Annotated in this window: 22 protein-coding genes; 17 read left to right on the forward strand and 5 right to left on the reverse strand. The window is 51.5% G+C overall.

The window, feature by feature from the left end; all coding sequences use genetic code 11:
* Window positions 1–113 precede the first annotated feature (113 nt).
* Complete coding sequence (locus JRI95_05060; GenBank protein ID MBW2060917.1) at window positions 114–1,052, forward strand: FecR domain-containing protein; 939 nt, start codon at window positions 114–116, stop codon at window positions 1,050–1,052.
* 78 nt (window positions 1,053–1,130) lie between these two features.
* Here JRI95_05060 and JRI95_05065 read toward each other — a convergent pair whose 3' ends face one another.
* Window positions 1,131–2,702, reverse strand: a complete 1,572-nt coding sequence (locus tag JRI95_05065; protein MBW2060918.1) for a glycosyltransferase family 9 protein — start codon at window positions 2,700–2,702, stop codon at window positions 1,131–1,133.
* Window positions 2,703–2,717: 15 nt separating this feature from the next.
* A complete protein-coding gene (locus JRI95_05070; GenBank protein ID MBW2060919.1) occupies window positions 2,718–2,918 on the reverse strand; it encodes a hypothetical protein in 201 nt (66 codons plus the stop codon).
* Window positions 2,919–3,073: 155 nt separating this feature from the next.
* Between JRI95_05070 and JRI95_05075 the strand changes: the two genes are divergently transcribed.
* From JRI95_05075 to JRI95_05090, 4 genes are all read left to right on the forward strand, one after another.
* A complete protein-coding gene (locus JRI95_05075) occupies window positions 3,074–4,084 on the forward strand; it encodes a tyrosine-protein phosphatase (GenBank protein ID MBW2060920.1) in 1,011 nt (336 codons plus the stop codon).
* Between the two features lie 335 nt (window positions 4,085–4,419).
* The gene (locus JRI95_05080) at window positions 4,420–4,779 is read left to right on the forward strand and encodes a cupin domain-containing protein (GenBank protein ID MBW2060921.1); all 360 of its coding nucleotides are present in this window, start codon (window positions 4,420–4,422) and stop codon (window positions 4,777–4,779) included.
* Window positions 4,780–4,900: 121 nt separating this feature from the next.
* Window positions 4,901–6,313 carry an amidase gene (locus JRI95_05085; GenBank protein MBW2060922.1) on the forward strand — a complete coding sequence of 471 codons (1,413 nt, stop codon included), beginning with the start codon at window positions 4,901–4,903 and terminating at the stop codon, window positions 6,311–6,313.
* Between the two features lie 102 nt (window positions 6,314–6,415).
* Complete coding sequence (locus JRI95_05090) at window positions 6,416–7,441, forward strand: D-cysteine desulfhydrase family protein (protein MBW2060923.1); 1,026 nt, start codon at window positions 6,416–6,418, stop codon at window positions 7,439–7,441.
* A gap of 67 nt (window positions 7,442–7,508) precedes the next feature.
* Here JRI95_05090 and JRI95_05095 read toward each other — a convergent pair whose 3' ends face one another.
* From JRI95_05095 to JRI95_05105, 3 genes are all read right to left on the reverse strand, one after another.
* Window positions 7,509–8,009 carry a class I SAM-dependent methyltransferase gene (locus JRI95_05095; protein MBW2060924.1) on the reverse strand — a complete coding sequence of 167 codons (501 nt, stop codon included), beginning with the start codon at window positions 8,007–8,009 and terminating at the stop codon, window positions 7,509–7,511.
* Window positions 8,010–8,108: 99 nt separating this feature from the next.
* Complete coding sequence (locus tag JRI95_05100; protein ID MBW2060925.1) at window positions 8,109–8,801, reverse strand: CBS domain-containing protein; 693 nt, start codon at window positions 8,799–8,801, stop codon at window positions 8,109–8,111.
* 141 nt (window positions 8,802–8,942) lie between these two features.
* Window positions 8,943–9,320 (reverse strand): RidA family protein, encoded by a 378-nt coding sequence (locus JRI95_05105; protein MBW2060926.1) that lies wholly within the window; start codon window positions 9,318–9,320, stop codon window positions 8,943–8,945.
* Between the two features lie 612 nt (window positions 9,321–9,932).
* Between JRI95_05105 and JRI95_05110 the strand changes: the two genes are divergently transcribed.
* The 12 genes from JRI95_05110 to JRI95_05165 form a co-directional block, all read left to right on the forward strand.
* Entirely contained in the window at window positions 9,933–10,553 is a 621-nt protein-coding gene (locus tag JRI95_05110) for a histidine phosphatase family protein (protein ID MBW2060927.1), read from the forward strand.
* 62 nt (window positions 10,554–10,615) lie between these two features.
* Window positions 10,616–11,215, forward strand: coding sequence for a DUF2284 domain-containing protein (locus JRI95_05115; GenBank protein ID MBW2060928.1), 600 nt, complete (start codon window positions 10,616–10,618; stop codon window positions 11,213–11,215).
* 50 nt (window positions 11,216–11,265) lie between these two features.
* Window positions 11,266–11,664 (forward strand): Rieske 2Fe-2S domain-containing protein, encoded by a 399-nt coding sequence (locus JRI95_05120; protein MBW2060929.1) that lies wholly within the window; start codon window positions 11,266–11,268, stop codon window positions 11,662–11,664.
* 55 nt (window positions 11,665–11,719) lie between these two features.
* The gene (locus JRI95_05125; protein MBW2060930.1) at window positions 11,720–12,499 is read left to right on the forward strand and encodes a PhzF family phenazine biosynthesis protein; all 780 of its coding nucleotides are present in this window, start codon (window positions 11,720–11,722) and stop codon (window positions 12,497–12,499) included.
* A 357-nt stretch (window positions 12,500–12,856) separates the two neighbouring features.
* The gene (locus JRI95_05130; GenBank protein ID MBW2060931.1) at window positions 12,857–13,252 is read left to right on the forward strand and encodes a hypothetical protein; all 396 of its coding nucleotides are present in this window, start codon (window positions 12,857–12,859) and stop codon (window positions 13,250–13,252) included.
* The gene (gene terL / locus JRI95_05135) at window positions 13,252–14,685 is read left to right on the forward strand and encodes a phage terminase large subunit (protein ID MBW2060932.1); all 1,434 of its coding nucleotides are present in this window, start codon (window positions 13,252–13,254) and stop codon (window positions 14,683–14,685) included. The genes JRI95_05130 and terL overlap by 1 nt, the downstream gene beginning before the upstream one ends.
* A 109-nt stretch (window positions 14,686–14,794) precedes the next feature.
* Window positions 14,795–16,000 (forward strand): phage portal protein, encoded by a 1,206-nt coding sequence (locus JRI95_05140; protein ID MBW2060933.1) that lies wholly within the window; start codon window positions 14,795–14,797, stop codon window positions 15,998–16,000.
* A 60-nt stretch (window positions 16,001–16,060) separates the two neighbouring features.
* Window positions 16,061–17,023: a hypothetical protein gene (locus tag JRI95_05145; GenBank protein ID MBW2060934.1), complete on the forward strand. Its 963-nt coding sequence runs from the start codon at window positions 16,061–16,063 to the stop codon at window positions 17,021–17,023.
* A gap of 106 nt (window positions 17,024–17,129) precedes the next feature.
* Window positions 17,130–18,359 (forward strand): phage major capsid protein, encoded by a 1,230-nt coding sequence (locus JRI95_05150; protein MBW2060935.1) that lies wholly within the window; start codon window positions 17,130–17,132, stop codon window positions 18,357–18,359.
* A 50-nt stretch (window positions 18,360–18,409) separates the two neighbouring features.
* Entirely contained in the window at window positions 18,410–18,874 is a 465-nt protein-coding gene (locus JRI95_05155) for a hypothetical protein (protein MBW2060936.1), read from the forward strand.
* Between the two features lie 59 nt (window positions 18,875–18,933).
* Entirely contained in the window at window positions 18,934–19,092 is a 159-nt protein-coding gene (locus JRI95_05160; protein MBW2060937.1) for a hypothetical protein, read from the forward strand.
* A 227-nt stretch (window positions 19,093–19,319) separates the two neighbouring features.
* The coding region (locus JRI95_05165) for a hypothetical protein (GenBank protein MBW2060938.1) at window positions 19,320–20,660 on the forward strand (1,341 nt) is incomplete at its 3' end.

Raw genomic sequence — 20,660 nt, forward strand, 5'->3', positions numbered from 1 at the left:
CCAACACTAGCTGTACCTGGTCAATGGCGGTGGCCGTTTTAATCATTGCACGGGATTGACTTTTCATTGTTTAATAAGTACTATTGGATTTTATACAAGGGTGGGATGACAATATGAAAGCAAAAAGCGCTATTATCTGGATTGCCTTACTTCTTATTATCTTCCTCCTCGTGCCTTCCATCTCTGAGGCCAAGAAAAAAAGGGTCGGGGCTGTAACCGTGGTCAAAGGCAAGGCTGTCATTACTCATAAGTACAGCTGGAGAAAAACGCGGGTTAAACTTGGCACACCGGTTTATCTAAATGACCGTATCAGGACGGATAAGAACGCCAAGGTCAGGATTGTCTTTATTGACCAGAGTATCATTAGCATCGGCTCTAAAAGCGCTTTGATCATCAATGAATACGTCTTCCAGCCCAAAAAGAAGAAACGATCCTCACGTCTCCGCCTGCTCTGGGGCAAGGCCAAATGTTATGTCAATGATTTCGTGGGATACCGGGACCGGAAGTTTAATGTAGCCACCAGTACCACTATCGTGGGAGTCAGGGGGACCGTCTTCCTGGTCTGGATTATAGACGGCGAGATCACCCGCGTGGCCTCATTTGAGAACGAAATCGAGGTCCGTAACCGCTTCTCACCCGAAGACTATATCGTTGTTCCGCCTAATTTCGTTACCGATGTCATCGGAAGAAACCCACCCACCAAACCGCTTCTGCTCACAGAGGAGCAACTGAAAGAGCTGCAGGAAGGCCTGCTCGCTCAAGATCAGCAGACGACCACGACCACCCTTGGCACTACAACTGGAGAGACGACAACTGAGGAGACCACGACCGAGGAAACGACCACGGTCGCTACAACAACCGAACCTACCACTACGACTTTTCTACCAACTACGACCACAACCACTACTACGAGCACCACGAGCACGACTACCAGCACCACGAGCACAACCACGACCACAATTCAGACAATGCTGCCTGAGTGGCCGTCCGTACCCACCACCACTGTTCCAACGGAGCTGCCTGGCGCCCCTGGTCCGCCATCCGGCGGCTAAATCTCTGGTGATCGTTTAAGGGGAATCCCTTTGAAATAAGGGATTCCCTTTAAAGCGCGTCCTACCTACCTGCCGCCATTAGCTCAATTTTTCAGCCAGGAGTCGAACCAGGGCCTGAACTTTAAGGTACAGATTCAACTGGTCCCTGACCAGTTTGATCGGTTCTGTACTGTCAAGGCCGGCCAGCCTCAAGACATAATAAGTCGCCATGGGTTTGAGTAATTCTTCATTGAACCCCAATTCCTTGATTTTTTCGGAGACCTGGCTGAGTTTCTGGACGTCCTGTTGGAGTTCACTGGGCAGGGCGTTGCCTTCGAGTTTGCTGAGAATCATTCTCGCAGTGTTCACGGCGCGGGATGACAGGAGATCAAACTGGGAAAAAGGTTCTTTCTGAGGTGGTGGTGGGAGTTTACCGGCTGGAGCTTTCATCTCCGGACCCGGGTCGAGCGCTGAGAGCCAGACCTGGCGGTACGCGGAAATGATCCCGGCCTTTGGGTCTGGAGTTATGAGTTTCCAATCAAGCCAGCCGTCATTCGAAATAAAAGCCTGGCGGAATCTGGCCCTGGAACCGGCAGGCCGGTGAAGAGGCTCGCCCATGACGTGCTTCATGCCAGCTAAAACATCTTCCGGGGTGATGACTTCCCGGCAGCGAAGGTGGGAGCAGGCGGTCGGATTTTCACAGGGAGCACAGTCGAGGCCAGCCTCAATGACCAGGTGCCCTGTTCCGTAAGGCCCGGTGGCTCTGAACTGGGCCTTGCCCAGAAAGATGCTTACACAAGGCACTCCCAGGGCGGCGGCGAGGTGAATGGGTCCGGTATCGTTGCTGGCCAGGGCCTGACAATGTTCGAGCAGACCGGCGAGCATCCCCAGATCGGTTCGGCCTGCAGCCACGATAGTCTTTGGCCCGATGGATTGAGCGACGCGGGTAACCTGCCGCAGTTCCGCCTTTGATCCGGTCAGCAGGATGCGAAAGCCTTCTTCCTGAAGAGACCGTCCCACACGGATAAAACCTTCTTCCGGCCAGCGCCGGTAGTCAAGACCCGCGCCAACGTGGAGGGCTACGATCCTGTCGTCAGGGCTGACGCCCCCGGTGGAGAGAAACTGACGGGCAGAAAGGAGTTCTTCATTGGTGAGATGAAAATAAAGACCTGGCTTAAGCGGCCTCACGCCGACAGCCAGGCAATGGGCGTCAGCCAGATGGAAGGGGTTCAGGCTAGGGCCGTGGACGTGAGTGTAAACGCAGGCCGGCCAGTCGCCGCGAAAGATGAGGTACCCTTCACGGGTCAGCGCGGCGCCGATTAGCCGGGAGGATCGAATCAGAAAGCCGAGTGCTCCGCCCATGTCATTGAAACAGGGATTGATGATCAGGTCAAAGTCATGAGGAATCTTTTCAATCCATGCAGCCAGAAAAGCGAGCGTCCCAGGCACGGCCTGATCTTCAGCCTGATTGGCCAGCTCATACAGCCTTGTTAAAGGCAGCTCGATAAATTCGTCAACGCTAGGGCTGGGTTTCATTATGCGGCTATAAAGGGAATTGGCCAGAACGTGAACCTGAGCATCCGGGTATTTTGTTTTCAGTCCGGCCAGAAGGGGAGTGGTCAGAAGAAGGTCACCCATGGCCAGCATCTGGATTAACAGGATCTTTTGCAAACTAGCCCTTCTCTACTATTTATCTGTTCTGAGATAATTTAGGATAACAGCGCAGGCCCCCAGCCTGTCCAGGAGTCGGCCAGGCGCGTAACGGTCGGCAAGTTCAGCCATGGTTAAAGGGGTGTCATCAGATAGCGCTTCAAGAAGCCCGGCCAGTTCCGGGTACTTCGTTTTGGCCTCGCCTGACGTTAATGCTTTTGACTGCGAATTTTCCATCACTGTTTGCCTCAAGATACCAGACCAGGCGGCAGAGGTCAATTTTTAGCTGGGCAACCCTCTTGAAAATATTTTACCCTGAAAGTTCTGGCATACCGATTGAAATTGGCCTATGATGCATGGAATTTGAGCAGGGCTTGAGAAAGGAACAGGATATGGTACAGAGTGAATACCGTCTATCAAATCTTGAAGTTGAGAAAGAGGGGGACAGCTATAAAATCAGGTGGGAAGCTTCTCCGCGAGTCAGCGTTGTTACAATTTATACCGGAACGTCCCCCGAGAACATTGACCACACCACTCCCCTGGCCACGGTAACCGGGGCCTCGTCAGCCGCTATTGACGGGCTTAAGCCCGGGGTTCACTATTACTTTGAAGCAGTCCCTGAGGGCGGACGCGGGATGATTGCAGGGCAAAGGCGTGTGAATCTTAAGGGTTCGGTTAACTTTCGAGACCTGGGGGGCTATGAGACCAGGGACGGCCAAAGGATCAAGTGGGGCCATGTCTTTCGTGCTGACAGCCTGGCTAGGCTGACCGATGAAGATCAGGCCTGTTTAAGCCGCTTAGGCCTTAAACTCGTCTGTGACTTCCGGAGCTTAAACGAAGTGAATATCGCGCCCGATAAACTGCCAGAAGAGGATTCGATTAAGTATCTTCATCTCCCTATTGAAGGGGAGCTTGATCCGGTGACCGCGTATAATAAAATCAAAAATGGTGATCTGGACTGGTTGACCGAGGAGTTCATGATCAACGACTATATCAATAATATCGAGAAGTTCGGCCCAACCTGGGGGGTAGTTATTAAACGTCTGGCTGAAAACGAGAATCGCCCTCTGGTCTGGCATTGTACCGGAGGCAAAGACAGGACCGGCCAATGCGCCGCCCTGGTGCTTCTGGCCCTCGGTGTGCCCGAGGAGACGGTTATATATGATCACGGTCTGAGCAATGTTTATATTGCCGATCTTTTGGCCAAAGTGTATGAGCGCTTCGAGGCCATGGGCATTAATCCTGAAAAGGTGATCCCCTGGTTCACCGCACCTCAATACCTCATCACCGGTCTGCTTGATCACCTGCGCCGGACCTATGGCAGTATAGAAGAATACATCCAGACCAAGACCGGCGTTGGTGATGAAACAATCGCTTTGTTAAGAGAAGAATTACTGGAGTAGTTTTGTGAGGGGGAGTGGTGCTTTTAATCATATGATTTCTCCTCAAACAGCCATTCTCGCTTGACAACCACGGTTGCTTTGGTCAAAATCCAAACTCTAATTTCTGAAGATTAATAAATCCCCGGAGCGTTCCTGATATAGAGTTGGGAGTTCTTCTTGTTTCCCTTTAACCCTGTGATGTTCCTGGCTGAGCCTTTTATAGTTGCCGAAAAATCCTTAACCCTCATCCAGGTCGGTGATATCCACTCCTGCCAGCACTGGTAATTCGCAAGCAATGAACTTCAGGCGCGGGGAAAAGCACCATTTCAATTCAAAGTTATTACTGAGGAGGCATGATGGAAAAAATAAATCTTACTGAAAAATTCCGTCTTTTTAATGAATACTGGCAGCCCAAAATCGTCGGGGAGCTCAACGGTCAGCATGTCAAGCTCACCAAGCTGAAAGGCGAGTTTGTCTGGCATTGTCACGAGATTGAGGATGAGATGTTCCTGGTGATAAAGGGACGGTTAATCATAAAGCTTCGCGATCAAAATGTGGCTTTGGACGAGGGAGAATTCTTCATCATTCCCAGAGGCGTCGAACATAAGCCGGTGGCTGAAGAAGAAGCGCATGTGCTTCTCTTTGAACCAATATCAACAGTCAATACAGGAGATATTCAAAACGAGCGAACAGTGGAAGAACCGGAAGCGATTTGAATTATGGTTCAGGCCGATCTTCTGCCTCACCGGTTTAGGAGAAGACATAAAGGTTTGGTTTTGATATGCTCTTCGTAGCGAACATTAACCAAATTAATAATCAATTGATCGAGGAGGAATCATGAACAAGCTGCTCGAACTTACCCTGCTAGAACTCACCGGGGTGATTCAAAATCGGAAAGTCTCGCCTGTCGAACTCATGGAAACCGTACTTGCTCGGATTGAGGAAACCAATCCTGATCTAAATACCGTGGTGGCCATGCGCGACCGGGAAGCGCTTCTAGCCGACGCTGCTGAGGCAGAGAAGCGGATCATGAAAGGGCAGACCCGGCCCCTCGAAGGGATACCCTTTGGAGTTAAAGATCTTGAGGACGCTGAGGGACTTGTAACCTCGCTGGGTTCTCTTCCTTTTCGCGATCAGGTCGCTGAGCGCGACTCAACCCAGGTGGCCCGGCTGCGCGCAGCTGGAGGAATCGTTCTGGGCAAAACCAACGCGCCCGAGTTCGGCTATACCGCCATTACCAAGAACCTTGTCTATGGTGTAACACGCTCTCCCTGGAATTTAGAACGTACCCCCGGCGGCTCCAGCGGCGGTTCTTCAGCGGCGCTTACAGGCTGCATTCTGCCGCTTGTGACCGGCAGTGATGGAGGCGGTTCTGTTCGCATTCCTGCGAGCTTCACCGGCGCCTTCGGTCTCAAGCCCTCTTTTGGCCGCATCCCCATGGGTCCGAGGAAGCTATGGACCTATGGGGACACTGCGGTTTATGGCCCGATTACCAAAACGGTTGAAGATGCGGCTCTTTTTATGGATCAGGTTGTTGGTGCATCACCGTGTGATCCGAACACCCTGCCTCACCCGGGCGTTTCGTACCTGGAAGCGGTGCGTCAGACACTGCCTCAGACGTTACGCATCGGTTACTCCCCTGATCTGGGCTACGCTGTGGTGCAGTCTGACGTGGCGGCTGCAGTCGAAGAAGGTATGAAAGTTTTTGAAAAGATCGGTCATCAGGTGGAGGAGGTTAAGGGAGGGCCTCCGGAGATCGGCCGCGAATGGGGCCTGTTGGGCTCGTTTGAAATTGCGGCGCAAATACACGAGCTCCTGCCCGAGCATGAGGCGGAATTTGGCTGGGCCTTTATCACCGGAGTAAAGGCTGCTTCGTCCATCACGCCTAAGTGGTGGGCAAAGGCGGCGCGCAAGCGTGAAGAGCTCAATGGCTGGTGCGCGGGAATCTTTAATCGCTATGACCTGCTGATCACGCCCACCGTTCCCTATGATCCTCCACCGGCTAAAGGACCTTTCCCAGAGGAAATCGAGGGTCGAAAACAGATAATAGCCGGTGTAGCGGCTTTAACGATTCCCTTTAATCTGTCATGGCACCCAGCCGCGACGGTGCGCGTCGGGCTCTCCAAGGCTGGCCTGCCCATGGGGATGCAGATCGTTGGACCGCGTCACCGCGATGACCTGGTGCTTCAGGCCGCCCGCGCCTTTGAGGCCGAACGACCCTGGCACCCGAACTGGCCTACGTCATGGTGATGCCATACTGATATTCCTTTGTTTTTTAATCATCCTCAAAGCGGTCACAGATTTTTTCTGTGACCAGACCTGGCAGGCTCATAGATAGTTGGAGAGATTACTATGAAAGCACGAAAAAAAATATCGTATCCACCGCGTATTGATCTGGCCCAGACTCCGACGCCCATGGAACCGCTCAGGCGCCTGAGTGAAAAGTTCGGCGTCGAGATTTACATCAAGCGCGACGATCTGACTGGAGTGGCTCTTTCAGGCAATAAGGTTCGAAAACTGGAATTTGTGCTGGCTGAGGCATTGGCTCAGGGGGCTGATACCGTGGTTACCTGCGGCGGAGCACAATCAAACCACGCCCGGGCCACAGCAATCGCGGCCGCCAGGCTGGGGCTTCGAAGCCGATTGATCCTCCGCACTGATGATCCGTCGAACCCACCGTCACCTGAAGGAAATATTCTGCTTAATCGCATGGTGGGCGCAGAGATTGTCTGGATTACATCTGAAGAGTATCTCCGCCGTGATGAAATTTTTAAGCGGGAAGCGGCGGCTCTTGAGAAGATGGGCCGAAAGCCCTATCTGATACCCGAGGGCGCGTCCAACCCTCTGGGCGCCTGGGGATACATTCGGGCGGCCGAGGAGCTGGCGCATGATCTGGCTGGTCTTGCTGGTGATGAAGTTCAGGAGACAACCATTATTCATGCCACTGGATCAGGCGGGACCAGCGCCGGGTTATGCCTGGGCGTGCGCCTGCACGGTCTACAGACCCGGGTGGTGGGGGTAAATGTGGCTGCCAATCGTGATTATTTTGTAAATTTAATTAGCAAGATCTGCCAAAAGGCCATGGCCGCCTATGAGCTTGACCTGGAGTTCTCTCCTGAACGTGAGATCGAAATTCTCGATGGGTATGTCGGCCGCGGCTATGCCCTTTCCCGGCCTGAGGAGCTGGCCCTCATTCGCGATGTCGCCAGGACCGAGGGGATTCTGCTTGATCCGGTTTATACTGGCAAGGCGTTTTACGGGATGACCCAGGAACTTGGCCGCAATCGTTTCGTCTTTGGTAACAGAATAATCTTTATCCACACGGGCGGTCTTTTCGGTTTGTTTCCAAAGGCCGCAGAAATAGCCCCGCTTCTTTAGTTTTAGCGCCCTCCGGTTGGAGTCATGCCTAGAGGTATCTCAAAAATCAGGAGGAGTCATCCGGGGATTATTGTGATTCTCCTTTAACGTAACTATATGTTTTCCTTCCTTTTTTTGATGGTCGAAAAAAATCTTGCTCAGTTACTCTCAAGTCTATTTCATCTTCCGGTAGATGGTGATCTCGGAAAGATAAGATACCATCAGGTTTCAATATCCTGTGTAACTCCTCTAATACTTGATTCGGGTTGGTTAAATTATGGTAGGTGTCGTATAATAGGGCGATGTCTATACTTTCTCCTGGCAGATCGGTGTCGCAATCAGAATGAATGAACTCAATATTTTTCAACCCCTTTTTAGAAGCTGTATTTTTTACGCTCTGAATAGCAAGGGGATGGATATCTAAGGCATACACCTTCCCGGCCTCTCCCACCATTTCAGCCGCAGTAATGGAATAACTTCCAGGGCCACAGCCGTAATCAAGGATAAGCATACCTGGAGAAATTCCTGTTTCTGCCAGTATATTTTTCGGAGGTAAAAAAAGATCACGAAACATGAAACCGAAGGACATGAATCTAAAATGAAGGTCGCTCATCAATTTTCCCACTCTAACTAGCCCTTTTATCTAACGGCTAACGTAACTTCACATGATGTCTTTTTTTCTCCGGGTTTAGATGTATATTTCCCTTGTGTTTAAGCGATGATCCACCATGTAAAGTATGGTGCCCACTTTTTTGAATTCTTCCATGATTTCCGGAAGTTTTTCGCGGTCAAGTCCAAAGGCGCGTATATAGACCTTGCGATAACCTTCTGGCACATTTTCATAGGAACTAAGGATGCTTCCCAGGCGGCCGCCAAATGATCGGATAATGTCGGCGATTTCCTTAATCGTCCCCGACCGGTCCTCTAACTGAAAAGCAAACTGAAGCCCCTGAGCGTGCCCCTTTCCTGTAAGTGCGGTTACAGAAAGCATCATTTTGAAAACGTCTGTCTGAGTTATCGTACCCACGATCTTACCGTCATGATCAAGAACCGGAACACCGGAGATCTTATTATCTAAAAGCACTTCAGCCGTCTCCTCCACCGTATAATCCACAGGCACGGTCATGGGATTTTCAGTCATGATTTCTCTTACTTTGATTCTGGAAGTGAGATACAAAAGTTCATGGATCTCCAGGGTGGTAGCGTTAGACGCAGATGCACTTCGCAGGTCCCGGTCCGTAACAATTCCGACCAGCTTACCCTTATGGGTCACTGGCAGCATCCGAATATTATGCTGTTTCAAGAGGTTGATAGCATCCATCATGGAATCATCCGCGTCAATGGTAATTACATCTTTACTCATCCAATCTTTGACCAGCATAGCTGTGCCTCCTTTTTATTTTCTTTTCTTAAAAGTACTGAATAAATTCCCATCGTCAATACCCAACCTCCGGGTCATCTCATCTATCTCTTTCCATAGGTTGTGCCTTCCTCTCTCCGTTAGAGCTCTTCTTTGCGGAGACTACTTCAGGGCGATCAACTCAATCTCCACGGGAAAGTTCCCGGGTAATTCCTTAACGGCCACGCATGAACGGGCTGGTCGGTTTTCCAGGAAAAAGGTGGCGTAAACCTCATTCATGGCTTCGAAGTTATTCATATCCCGAAGGAAAACCGTGACCTTGACCGCCTTGTCTAAGCCGGAGCCCGACGCTTCCAAAAGTTTTTTAATATTATTAAGGACCAGGTCGGTAGCGGACCTGATGTCATCCATGATTTTGAGGTTCTTCTCCACATCTACCGGGACCATTCCTGAAACAAATATGAGCCCGCCAGCTTCGACGGCATGGGAGTAAGGCCCTCCCTTGGGCAGCCATCCCACGTCAACGCATCTTTTTTCCACTTTTCATGCCTCCTCAAGCACAGGTACGCCCTGGTGCTTTAACAGCGATTAAGAATGTTAGGCTTCAGTCTGAAGCTACCATAAACTTCCCTTTATACCAAGAAAAAAAGCTGCCAAGTCAGTTCGTGAGGCGTTAAGCCTGAAGCTGCTAATATTTTTGGGCTATGGTATCTAAGGTAATTTTACGGCCTAGAACTTGAAAAACTCGCATATCACCCTTTGATAATAAGTGTTCTATTTTAAAGTTCGTCTCTGATCAATTTCTTAATCTCTTTCTTAATTATCTTGAACGTTTGCCCGGCTGACATCTACCCAGATTTGAAAATTGCCTTTGATAAGACTATAATTGATTAACTGCGCTCTTCATGAGGGATCATCCATGACATACAATCAAGATACGACTCCAAAAAAACCGGTTGGCCGGAGACTTTTTCTAAAGGTATTGGCTGGGCTGGTTTTCTGGGTCTGTATGCCAGCTCATGCCTGGGCTGGTGGACGCAGGCTAACCCTATCTATCCGGTCAAGGCCAGGGTGCCTCGTTACAGACTCCGTAAAAAGTGATCTCCCGGTGCATGTTTTCTAGTTGAGCCTGAGAGTGATTATAAAAACGAGATGGCGGACCTGACCTTATATCTTCTGCGGCATGGTGAAAGTGAGGCCAACGTGAGGCAGGTGTTTGCTGCCCGGAAAATAGATCCGCCTTTATCTGACAATGGAATTCATCAGGCTTCAAGACAAGCCGAATCCTTGAAGACGGTTGAATTTTCAGCCATGTATGCCAGCCCCTTGCTTCGAACTCGGCAGACAGCGGAAATCGTGAGCCGCTCCTGTGGGCTAGAACCCGTATTCTCCAGCGATCTGCTGGAAATTGACGTTGGTGTCCTTGATGGAGAACCTGAACATGAACCTCGGACCTGGGCGGTCTATGAGCGGGTCATTCAAGACTGGGAGCAGGGCTTGGCCAGCCGCGGCTTCCCCGGCGGTGAGACCCTGAACGATGTGGCAAAGCGGCTTGGAGCCTTTTTGACCGGTTTGGAAGCCGGGCGGCAGACACCTGTCCTGATCGTGGGTCATTGTCTGCTTTTTATGGCTGCCATCTGGCTATTTTGTAAAAATCACGGGCCAGGGCTTGAAGATGGTCACATGGGCCGGGGACATTTGACCATAATCGGAAAAAGGGATGATGGATTTCATATACTGGCGTTCAACATTTCGCCTGACCTTAAGACTTGAATGTAACCTGAAGTCCATCCAGAAATAAGCAGAGTCACCTGAGATAAGGAAAGGCAGAAGTCATGGATTATCTGAGCGATCTGGAAGAGCTGAGGAATTATGTCATCTCCCTGGGGGCCGACCGGGCGGTGATTATACCAACTTCTGACCTGATCATTCGTGCCTCGGCCTGGGCCAGGTGCTTTATTCCGGCCTGTAAGTTCTATGGCAGCAGCATCATGTGTCCGCCGCATAATCCGCTCACCCCTGATATTACCCGAGAGATCGTCTCTGAGTACAGCTATGGCATCTTGTTTCAGCTCGAGGCCGAGGTGTCGGATTTTGTAGGCGAGAACTGGCGTGTCAGGCATGTGCCCACTGAATTAAAGCACAAGGAGATGGTGGCCAGGCTGGAAGGCAGGGCCTTCCACATGGGCTATTATATGGCCATGGGTTTTGCCGCGGGTGAGTGCTCGCTCTGTCTGCCTCAACAAACCTGCGCCGTACTGGAGGGTGAGGACTGCCGTCATCCGCTCCAGGCCCGTCCGGCCATGGAAGCCTGTGGTTTTGACGTCTTTACCATTGCCAAACGAGCGGGATGGAAAATCGTTACCATTGGTCATGAATCTGAGGTTAAGAACATTGCGTGCGCCAGCCTGATTGGTCTGGTGCTGGTTATCTGACGGGCTATATCAAGTACTATTTTATTATTTTTTTTGAATAGGAGGAGGAAATGGGTCTGTTCAAAAGGCTTTTTGGCATTTGCGAAACCAGGCCTCCCGGCGATCCAGGATGCTGGCAGTATGCAGGAGGCAAGGTTGAGATTGATTTGGGAGGCGCGCCGGAACTTTCTAATCCTGGCAGCGCCGTTCGTTTGGAGAAAAAAGGGCTTCCCGAGAGGCTTTTAGTGATGCATGGACATGATGGTAGCTTCCACGCCTTTAAAAATAAATGCACCCATTCAGGCAGGCGTATTGATCCCTTGGCTGAGACTGAAAACCTGCGCTGCTGCAGCATTTCCAAATCAACCTTTGACTATGCCGGTCAAGTGATTTCAGGCCCGGCCAAAGGCCCTTTAACGGCTTACAAGGTGGACATTCAAGACGGAAAGGTGGTTGTCTCGATAGATTGAAGCCCACAAATTTTAAATTGAGACCCAGACTAAAAATTCGGAGGTCAGTTAGAAGATGAGGATACCTCTTTATCAGGTTGACGCCTTTACGAGTCAGGTTTTTACCGGAAATCCTGCGGCGGTGTGTCCCCTGGAAACATGGTTGGACGATTCATTACTTCAGGCCATTGCCCAGGAGAACAACCTTTCCGAAACAGCGTTCTTGGTGCTTGAAAAGAATGGATACCATATTCGCTGGTTCACTCCGGTGGCAGAGGTTCCTTTATGCGGGCATGCTACCTTGGCCTCAGCTTTTGTGATTTTCAATTATTATCATAAAGAGGACAATAAAGTTACGTTCAGCTCACAAAGTGGGAATCTTACCGTTGAGCGAAAGAATGACTTGCTGGCCATGGATTTCCCATCACAGCCACCCACAGTATGTGAGGCGCCTGAAGAATTACTGGACGGGCTTGGCAAAGACCCGCTAGAAGTTTTATCCTCTGAGAATTATCTGGTTGTTTTTTCAAGCGAGGAGGACATCATCCAATTAAGACCGGACATGGAGAAGTTAAAGAAGCTGGATTTACAAGGCGTGATCGTAACGGCTCAGGGAAAGGATGTGGATTTTGTGTCCCGCTTTTTTGCGCCGAAACTTGGCATTGATGAAGACCCGGTCACCGGCTCTGCTCATTGTGCTTTAACCCCATACTGGGCGCAGAAGCTGAATAAAAAGACTTTACACGCCCGTCAGGTCTCCCGGCGGGGCGGCGAGTTATTCTGCGCGGACCTGGGGGACCGGGTGGAGATTGCCGGCCGCGCCGTCATGTTTATGGAAGGTATTATTACCGTATGAAACTGCTTAATAATCCGCGACCTCTGCTAACCAGTATTTTAGAGGCTTATTAATAATCAATGATATTTCATTCCTGCACGAGGGAACACTTAATACCATTTTTAAAAAGGTTCCCCCCGATGTAAAAATAGACTGCGCTCCACAAACCCACCCATCACACCGGCCCTAACAGCAACATCGCTTTCATCCCGCCTTTTCCCTTTTGCGAAAACAAAAAAATCCCTGGTTTAATTTGACCTGATCCTGACATTATTTGACCTTATTTTACTCTGATCTGACGCCTTCAGTCGGCTTGACCGCTGGTATTTCATGCCTCAGACTTGCCTTCGAAGTATGGAGGGTTAAGCGGATTTTCAAATGCCCAGGACAAACAAAATCACCGCAGAAAAGGTAATGGAAGCCATCAAGGACAGCCTCGGTCTCAGGAGTGTTATCGCCTCAAAACTGGGCATACAAATTTGCTTAGTTGACCGATATCTCGAACGCTATGCCTCAGCCGCCAGGGTTTACGGGGAGGAGTGCAATCGGGTCAAGGATATGATCGAGGCGGAGATTATCCATAAATGTCAGGAAGGGGACCCCCGGATGCTTATTTTTTACGCCAAGACGAAGATGAAAGAGCGCGGCTATGTTGAAAGGGCCGAGATTACCGGGGCTGAAGGCGATTCTCTGCGGCCTGAGTCTCATCTAGAGTTGGATTTATCCATGTTGACCGATGAACAGCTTCGGCTTTTGGTCGGTGAGGAAAAGTAGTGATTCCAGCCGTGGCCCAATCAGAATTACCATCCAAATACAGGGGCATCCCCAAAGAAGCCATTTTACTGGACGTTCGCCGGGAGCTAGCCCGCCGACACGTCTTTGACCTCACCACCTATACCTTCCCGGGTTACCGTCCCGCCCCTCACAACCGGCTGCTTTGCCAGTATCTGGACCAATGGGTTTCGGGTGAGATCACTCGCCTCATGGTTTTTATGCCCCCCAGGCATGGCAAATCCGAGCTGGTTAGCCGCAGGCTCCCGGCGTATATACTGGGGCGGTATCCTTCGGCTCAGGTCCTGGCTGTATCGTATGGCCAGGGCCTGGCCAACTCCCTCTCCCGCGAAACTAAGGCCATCCTGACCAGTCGTAAGTACCAGGAGGTATTTCCCGGGGTCAGGCTGAGCCGTACACCTAACGCCGTGGATGAATGGAAAACGACCGGCCACGGGGTATACAAGTGTGCCGGGGTCAGGGGCGGCATCACCGGCCGGGGATTTGACTTCGGCATTATTGACGACCCGGTCAAGAATCGCATGGAGGCCGAATCTGAGACGATCAGGCAGGCCGTCTGGGACTGGTACACCTCCACGTTCTATACCCGGCAGCAGCCAGGAGCGCGAATATTGATCACCCAGACCAGGTGGCATGAGGATGACCTGTCAGGCCGGTTGGTAAAGGCGCAGCAAGAAGACCCATACGCCGACACCTGGACCGTCCTTCAGCTGCCAGCCATGGCCGAGGCAAATGATCCGCTCGGTCGGCTCGTGGGCGAGCCGCTCTGGCCGCAAAGATTCCCTAAAGAAAAACTCGTGACCGTCAAGGCCAATATCGGAAGCTATGACTGGCAGGCCCTGTACCAGCAGCGTCCGGCGCCGCCGGGTGGTTCGAAGATCAAGCCGAGCTGGTTCAAGATCAGGGATAAGGCGCCGGAAGGGCTTTCCTGGGTGCGGTACTGGGACCTGGCTGTTTCAGCCAAAAAGACAGCCGACTTTACCGCCTCCGCTGCTTTAGCCATGAGCGATGACGGCGACGTCTTTATTCGAGATATGATTCGAGGTCAGTGGATCTGGCCGGAAACGCGCAAAATCATGGTTCTAACAGCCAGGACGGAAGAGATACCCATCGGCATAGAGTCTGCTGGACAGCAGCAGGGGTTCGTGGACGAACTCACGCGGGACCCGGATCTGGCGGCCTTTTCCATTAAAGGGGTGCGTCCGATGGCGGACAAGCTGACCAGGGCCTTGCCTTGGATCGCCCGGGCCGAGGCTGGTCAGGTGTATTTGATCCGGGGATCGTGGGTCACGGAATTCTTAGGCGAATGCGCCAGGTTCACCGGGAAAAACGATGCCCAGGATGACCAGATTGACTGCGTTTCCGGGGCATATCAAATGGCCGCCACAAGCGGACCAAAGATGTTTTGGATTTAATGGAATATTTCCAAGGAATCAAGAACTAACGAATGAGGCGAACATGGGTTTGATTACCTGGGTCAAAGCAAGATTTAGTCGCAGCGGATTAAAGTCAAGCGCAGGTCTTATGCCCGGACTTTTAACCACAACCTGGCAGGACGGTCGCGAGCTGATCCGCCCTGGCCATTACCAGAGCCAGATCGAAGCAAACAAGCACTGGGTTTACGTCTGCGCGCAAAAAAATGCAGCGGCCGTGGCTTCGAGCAAAATGCGTCTTTATGCGGCCCGAAGCGATAAGGAAAGGACTCTGGTCAAGACCAGCCCGGTTGAGCTTGAGGTCAAAGATTTCCTGGCCTCAAATCCGGGGCTCAAAGACTGGATCAGAAAGGGACTCGACATCGAGGAGGTGGAAGAGCATCCGTTTTTAAATTTAATGAAGAATGTAAATTCCTTCATAGGCCGCTTTACCCTGCTTGAGACGACCGAGCTTTTTCTGGAACTGACTGGCAATGCATACTGGTACGTGATTTCTAACGCCCTGGGCCTGCCGGCTGAGATCTGGCTTATACCTTCGCAGCACACCTCCATTGTCGGGTCAAAAGATCACTTTATTTCCGGGTACACCTACAGACTTGCTTCCGAGGAGGTGACCCTCTCTCCAGAGGAGGTCGTACACTTCAAGTTTCCCAACCCCGCGAATATGCGCTACGGCCGTTCACCGCTCATGGCCGTGGTTGACACCTACAACATATTTGAAAACATGCAAACCTTTGAGAATGCCTTGTTCAGCAACATGGCTCGGCCGGAAGGCGTACTGACCACGGATCAAACCCTGGGTAAGGCCGAGATTGAGACGCTGCGGGAGATGTGGTCCGAGAGATACGGCGGGGTCAAGAAGGCTGGAAAGATCGCGGTCCTGGCCGCCGGGCTTAAGTACCAGAACATCACCATGAGCCCGAGAGAGCTTTCTTTTCTGGCTGGCCGCAAGATGGGGCGGGAGGAAATCTGTGCCGCCTTTGGCGTGCCGCTATCCAAGGTCACCGCGGAAAACGTGAACCTGGCCAATGCCAAGGTCGGGGAGGAGCAGTACCAGCGGGATACCATCAGGCCCAGACTCTGGCGGATCGAGGAAAAAATAAACGAGAGCCTCATGCCTCGCTATGCGCCGAATATCTTCGTGGCCTTTGACGATCCAGTGCCAGCCGACCGTGAGTTTGAGCTGAAGAAGATACAGGCTGGGCTTACCACAAACTTCCTGACCATCAACGAGGTCAGGAAAAGAGAGGGCCTGCCGTCGGTCAGTTGGGGAGATAAGCCGTGGAAGGACGACTAGGGCGGTTTGTTGATTTTTTAGGGAAACCCTTTTCAGCGAAAAAAGAAACGGAGAAGGAAGATGCAGACTGATGTTTCAACTGAACGCATTGTGGTCACTGATGAATTGGCCGGGCGTTTTGGCCTGGAAAAAGGGTTGGAACTGATTCGTAAGGCCTGTGCTACGCCTCTGGCCAAGGAGGCGGTTAATGAAGAAGAGCGGTCCATTATTAGCATTATTTCCACGGGTGATGTTGACCGCGACGGCGACGTGCTCCGGCCGGACGGTATGAACGACCAGGCCTTTCGCCGACATCCGATCGTCCTTTTTGGGCACCGCTATCAGGAGCTCCCTATCGGCCGTAACGAGTGGATCAGGGTTTTGGGAAAAAAGGTGATCGCCAAAACCGTTTATGTGCCAGGAGATATCAATCCATTTGCCGAAAGGATTTTTTTCTTTCGTCAGCGCGGTTTCCCGCTGGCTCAATCCATAGGCTTTATCGCAGTTGAAACTACCTGGGTCGGGGAAGATGATTTTGGAGAGGAACTGGAGGATGTGGTTAGCAGGGGCTGGGTGCAAAAGGACCAGAGGAATCTGGTCAGGCGCATCATCAAGAAATGGATCCTGTATGAGTATTCAGACGTGGTCGTGCCTGCTAACCCCGAGGCTCTGGCGCTTGCGGTGAGTAAGGGTCTGGTAACCGCCAGCGAGGCTGAACGGTTCGAAGACAAAGCTAGAAAACCGGGAGCCTGGACTTCTTCACCCCTGGAGCCGGAACAAGGTGATTCTCCATCGGCCTTGATATATCTGGGCAATCGGATCGAAAGGGTTGAGGCCGAGAAAAAAGCGCTGAAGGCGGAGATCGAACGGCTCAAAAAGAAGTGCGAACAAAAGGATCTCCAGGGCGATGTCATAACCCTGGAAGGCCTGGAAAGGATTCTGCCAGCGATCACCAGGGTTTTCCAGAAAGAGGTCAAAGAAGCCTCAAGGGAATTTACACACACCCTGGCCAGAATCACCGGGAAGGTCACACTTCCGCTATGAAAAAAGGCGGGTTTTTCGTGAGGCTGTCTGATGGTCTCTTTGAAAAATTTTTAAAAGCTACTTCAAATAGTGGTTTGGAACTAATTCCTAAAAGGAGGAGATAAAAATGACGGAAGTTTCTATTGAACAAGTTGAGACGATTGTCGCTGAAGCCTTGAAGCGGGCGGGCGAACCCAGCCGGGAAGAGTTGAAAGCCACTGTGGAGAGCCTTCTTGCTTCCCTTAAGAAGGCTGACCGCACGGACTTCAGGCCTGGGGCAGAGGAAAACGAAACTGGAAAGGGAGAAAGGCCGGGTCAGTTCAAGTTTTTTGGTGAACAGCTTATGGCCGTGGTCAAGGCTGGCAAACCCGGCGGCGCGGTGGATCCCAGGCTGACAACCAAGGCAGCTTCGGGACTCGGTGAAAATGTACCTTCGGACGGCGGCTTTTTGATTCAGGAAGGTTTCGTTTCCGAGCTGCTGAGGCGAACCTATGAAACAGGCGTGATTGCGGCCCGCTGCCGGCGCATTCCCATCAGTTCCAATTCCAACGCCCTAAAAATTAATACCGTTGCCGAGACCAGCCGTGCCAACGGTTCGCGTTGGGGCGGCGTTGAGGCTTTCTGGGCGGGTGAGGCCGATGAGTATACGGCCAGCAAGCCAAAGTTTCGCCAGATGCGCCTCGAACTAGGCAAGCTCACCGGCCTCTGCTATGCCACGGATGAACTTCTTGATGACGCCACCGCGCTGGAGGCGGTGATCAGGCTGGCGTTCAGCGAGGAATTCGGTTTTAAGATTGACGACGCCATTATCCACGGTCTTGGTTCGGACCAGCCGCTGGGAATAATGAATTCTGACTGTCTGATTACCGTGGACGCTGAAAGCGAGCAGGGGGCGAACACCGTTGAGTTTAAAAATATCGTCAACATGTGGGCTCGTATGTGGGGCAGGTCGAGACCAAACGCCGTCTGGCTGATCAATCAGGACATCGAGCCGCAGCTCTACACCATGACCATGACGGTGGGCCAGGGCGGCGTGGCCGTTTATCTTCCCACCGGCGGCTTGAACGACAGCCCTTACAGCCAGCTTCTCGGTCGGCCTGTCATCCCGGTTGAATACTGCGAGAGTCTGGGTTCTAAAGGAGACATTATCCTGGCCGATTTCAGCCAGTACCTCCTTGTGGATAAGGGCGGGGTGGACTCGGCCCGAAGCATTCACGTGCGCTTCGTCTATGATGAAACCACCTTCAGGTTCACCTATCGCCTGGACGGCCAGACTATCTGGGAGGCGCCGCTGACGCCTCACAAGGGCGGAAGCACCCTGAGTCCCTTTGTAACTTTAGCTGCCAGAGAATCATAAGTAAAAGCGGGGAAATATTTAAGCCCTTTTTTGAAAAAGGAGAAGGAAAGATGCTGAGTGAAAAGGTAAAAATTGTCAACATGGGTCCGCCTGTGGACGTGAATGGCTCAGGCCTGGACGGCGACTATGTGAGCCTGAAAAACTACAGGTGGGCGACCATTGTGATTCAACTGGGTGTGACCGGCGCGGCTGGCAAGATTACCGTGGAAGAGGCCAAGGCCGTTGACGGAACCGGCGCTCAGGCCATGGGCTTCAACTACCGCGCCGAGGAAACGGCCGAAGGAGACACCCTGGAGGCATTAACGGCCACTTCGGCCGCAAACGGCATCTCGACCAGCACCAATGACAATATCTTCTACGTCATTGAAATTTCGGCTGACGAGCTGTCAGAAGGGTATGACTGCATCCGCGTGCGCATGACTGATCCCGCGGCGGCAACCCTGGTTTCTATGTGCGCCGTCTTGAGTCAGGCGCGGTATAGCCAGGAAAACATGCCTTCAGCCATTACAGATTAATCATGCTGGTTAAATTCAAGAGACGTCACCGTTTTTTTAAGGCTGGGGAGGTACGGGAGGTGCCGGATCACATCGGCTTAAAGTATGCCCAGACCGGGATAGTTACCATCATTAAAAAAGATCATGGGCCTCTCAAGCCTTCCAGCCCTGAAAACAAGGCGATTCAGGGTTCTCAAAGGCCTCCTTTAAGAAAAGGAAGAAGCAAGAAAAAGGAGTGATGGATCCCGGTCAGGTATGTGGCCGGGCGGTTTAAGTTCGATAAAGAGCCGTTCAGGAAAATACTTAAAGGCAAAAAATTGCCATGATGGAGAGCAGAACGGCGAGGTAATTTCAGACATCTTTTAGAAGGGGTTTGTAATCAGGATTACTTCGCCAGGCTCTCCCTGGCCCCAGACGGAAATTCCATTTCATCGGTTGCAGGCCGAGATTAAAGACTGAATCTGACATGGATGAGAAATCATACAAGAGCCCGTTATCCAGGACACAGGAACTCATTGAATACAGCGACGGCCGTAAAGCCGTGCGCTGCTATGGCCCGCACAACCCGCATTATTTCATGGACGAATCAGGTGCCTTGCAGCCCATTCAGATAGCGCAGCTTGAGGAAGCGGTTTCAGCCGTGGGAGATATTTTCCTACGCAAACGGAATGTCGTTTCAGTTGGATTCAGAAAGGACGCTGGCCTTTATAAATACCTCGGCCTGCGCCCGGACTTCAACCAGGCCATTGGTGATGAGCAGCTTGAATTCTCCATCGAGGAAATCAAATTAGACGGCCAGGCCCAGAATATTGATCTAAGCAAGAACCAGGTCGTTTCTCCTATCGCCGTTGATCTGGGCGGCGTCGTTGTCCGTTCCACGCGCCAAGGCACCCGCCAGATGGTCAAGGTTTCAGGTCCAATCAAGGATTTCAGAATCGCTTTCAAGCTTCACCTTAAAGGCCTGAAAATCGAACACCGCGCCGACCTTGATGAATACTGGATTTACAACGATCAGGGTGAATTCAGATTCAGGATCGTCCAGCCTCAAATAATAGATGCAAGTACATTCAGGCCCTTGGAAGGTGAATATGGTGATCTTATACAGGACTTGGTTAAACACTCGTTAATTGATAATGGAGATGGCACATATACCTATATCAAAGAGCCAGGCAAGGACTTTGCCCGGGCTGACCTTCCCAAGGATTTTCTGATTGACGCTGATACAGTCTACAGCTCTACGGCAGATGGTCGTGTTTATTACACTGATGCCGATTGGGATGTAGCACATGATGCCGAAACTGGAGAAGGTTTCTCGGCGGCCGAGACATGCTCCGGCTTGGCGCACACTTGTTTTTTAATAGGTGCTGACTATCGAATTCACAGATCGTTTTATTATTTCGATGTAAGCGGTCTGAGTGGCACTGTAAGTTCCGGCTCTGTTAATGTATATGGATATACATACGCACAGGGCAACGTTTGTGCTCAAAAGGGCACACAAGGGGACACTCTCGCTGCAATTGACTATGACGCTTTCACTGGCGAGTACTATAGTGTGGTTGATTGGTTGATTGATCAATACAATTCAATGACGCTATCAGCTCAGGGGAAAACTGATTTACAGAGTGTTATTGGAAGCGGAACATTCAAGGTTTGCTGTCGAGAAAGAGATGGCGCTTATTATGCTGAGGAAGAGGGAACTACCAAAGACCCCTATCTGGAGGTAACGCTAAGCGGCGCCACCACTCTGATCGTTGATGATGGCTCCCACGCCCACAGCGCCGAAAGCCCCAGCCTCACACAACTCCAT

The organism is Deltaproteobacteria bacterium (assembly GCA_019308995.1).
Taxonomy (GTDB): domain Bacteria; phylum Desulfobacterota; class Desulfarculia; order Adiutricales; family JAFDHD01; genus JAFDHD01.

Coding starts and splice junctions, on each gene's coding strand:
- JRI95_05060 (MBW2060917.1), top strand. CDS start 114: ATGAAAGCAAAAAGCGCTATTATCTGGATTGCCTTACTTCTTATTATC.
- JRI95_05070 (MBW2060919.1), bottom strand. CDS start 2,918: ATGGAAAATTCGCAGTCAAAAGCATTAACGTCAGGCGAGGCCAAAACG.
- JRI95_05075 (MBW2060920.1), top strand. CDS start 3,074: ATGGTACAGAGTGAATACCGTCTATCAAATCTTGAAGTTGAGAAAGAG.
- JRI95_05080 (MBW2060921.1), top strand. CDS start 4,420: ATGGAAAAAATAAATCTTACTGAAAAATTCCGTCTTTTTAATGAATAC.
- JRI95_05085 (MBW2060922.1), top strand. CDS start 4,901: ATGAACAAGCTGCTCGAACTTACCCTGCTAGAACTCACCGGGGTGATT.
- JRI95_05090 (MBW2060923.1), top strand. CDS start 6,416: ATGAAAGCACGAAAAAAAATATCGTATCCACCGCGTATTGATCTGGCC.
- JRI95_05095 (MBW2060924.1), bottom strand. CDS start 8,009: ATGTCCTTCGGTTTCATGTTTCGTGATCTTTTTTTACCTCCGAAAAAT.
- JRI95_05100 (MBW2060925.1), bottom strand. CDS start 8,801: ATGCTGGTCAAAGATTGGATGAGTAAAGATGTAATTACCATTGACGCG.
- JRI95_05110 (MBW2060927.1), top strand. CDS start 9,933: ATGGCGGACCTGACCTTATATCTTCTGCGGCATGGTGAAAGTGAGGCC.
- JRI95_05115 (MBW2060928.1), top strand. CDS start 10,616: ATGGATTATCTGAGCGATCTGGAAGAGCTGAGGAATTATGTCATCTCC.
- JRI95_05120 (MBW2060929.1), top strand. CDS start 11,266: ATGGGTCTGTTCAAAAGGCTTTTTGGCATTTGCGAAACCAGGCCTCCC.
- JRI95_05125 (MBW2060930.1), top strand. CDS start 11,720: ATGAGGATACCTCTTTATCAGGTTGACGCCTTTACGAGTCAGGTTTTT.
- JRI95_05130 (MBW2060931.1), top strand. CDS start 12,857: ATGCCCAGGACAAACAAAATCACCGCAGAAAAGGTAATGGAAGCCATC.
- JRI95_05140 (MBW2060933.1), top strand. CDS start 14,795: ATGCCCGGACTTTTAACCACAACCTGGCAGGACGGTCGCGAGCTGATC.
- JRI95_05145 (MBW2060934.1), top strand. CDS start 16,061: ATGCAGACTGATGTTTCAACTGAACGCATTGTGGTCACTGATGAATTG.
- JRI95_05150 (MBW2060935.1), top strand. CDS start 17,130: ATGACGGAAGTTTCTATTGAACAAGTTGAGACGATTGTCGCTGAAGCC.
- JRI95_05155 (MBW2060936.1), top strand. CDS start 18,410: ATGCTGAGTGAAAAGGTAAAAATTGTCAACATGGGTCCGCCTGTGGAC.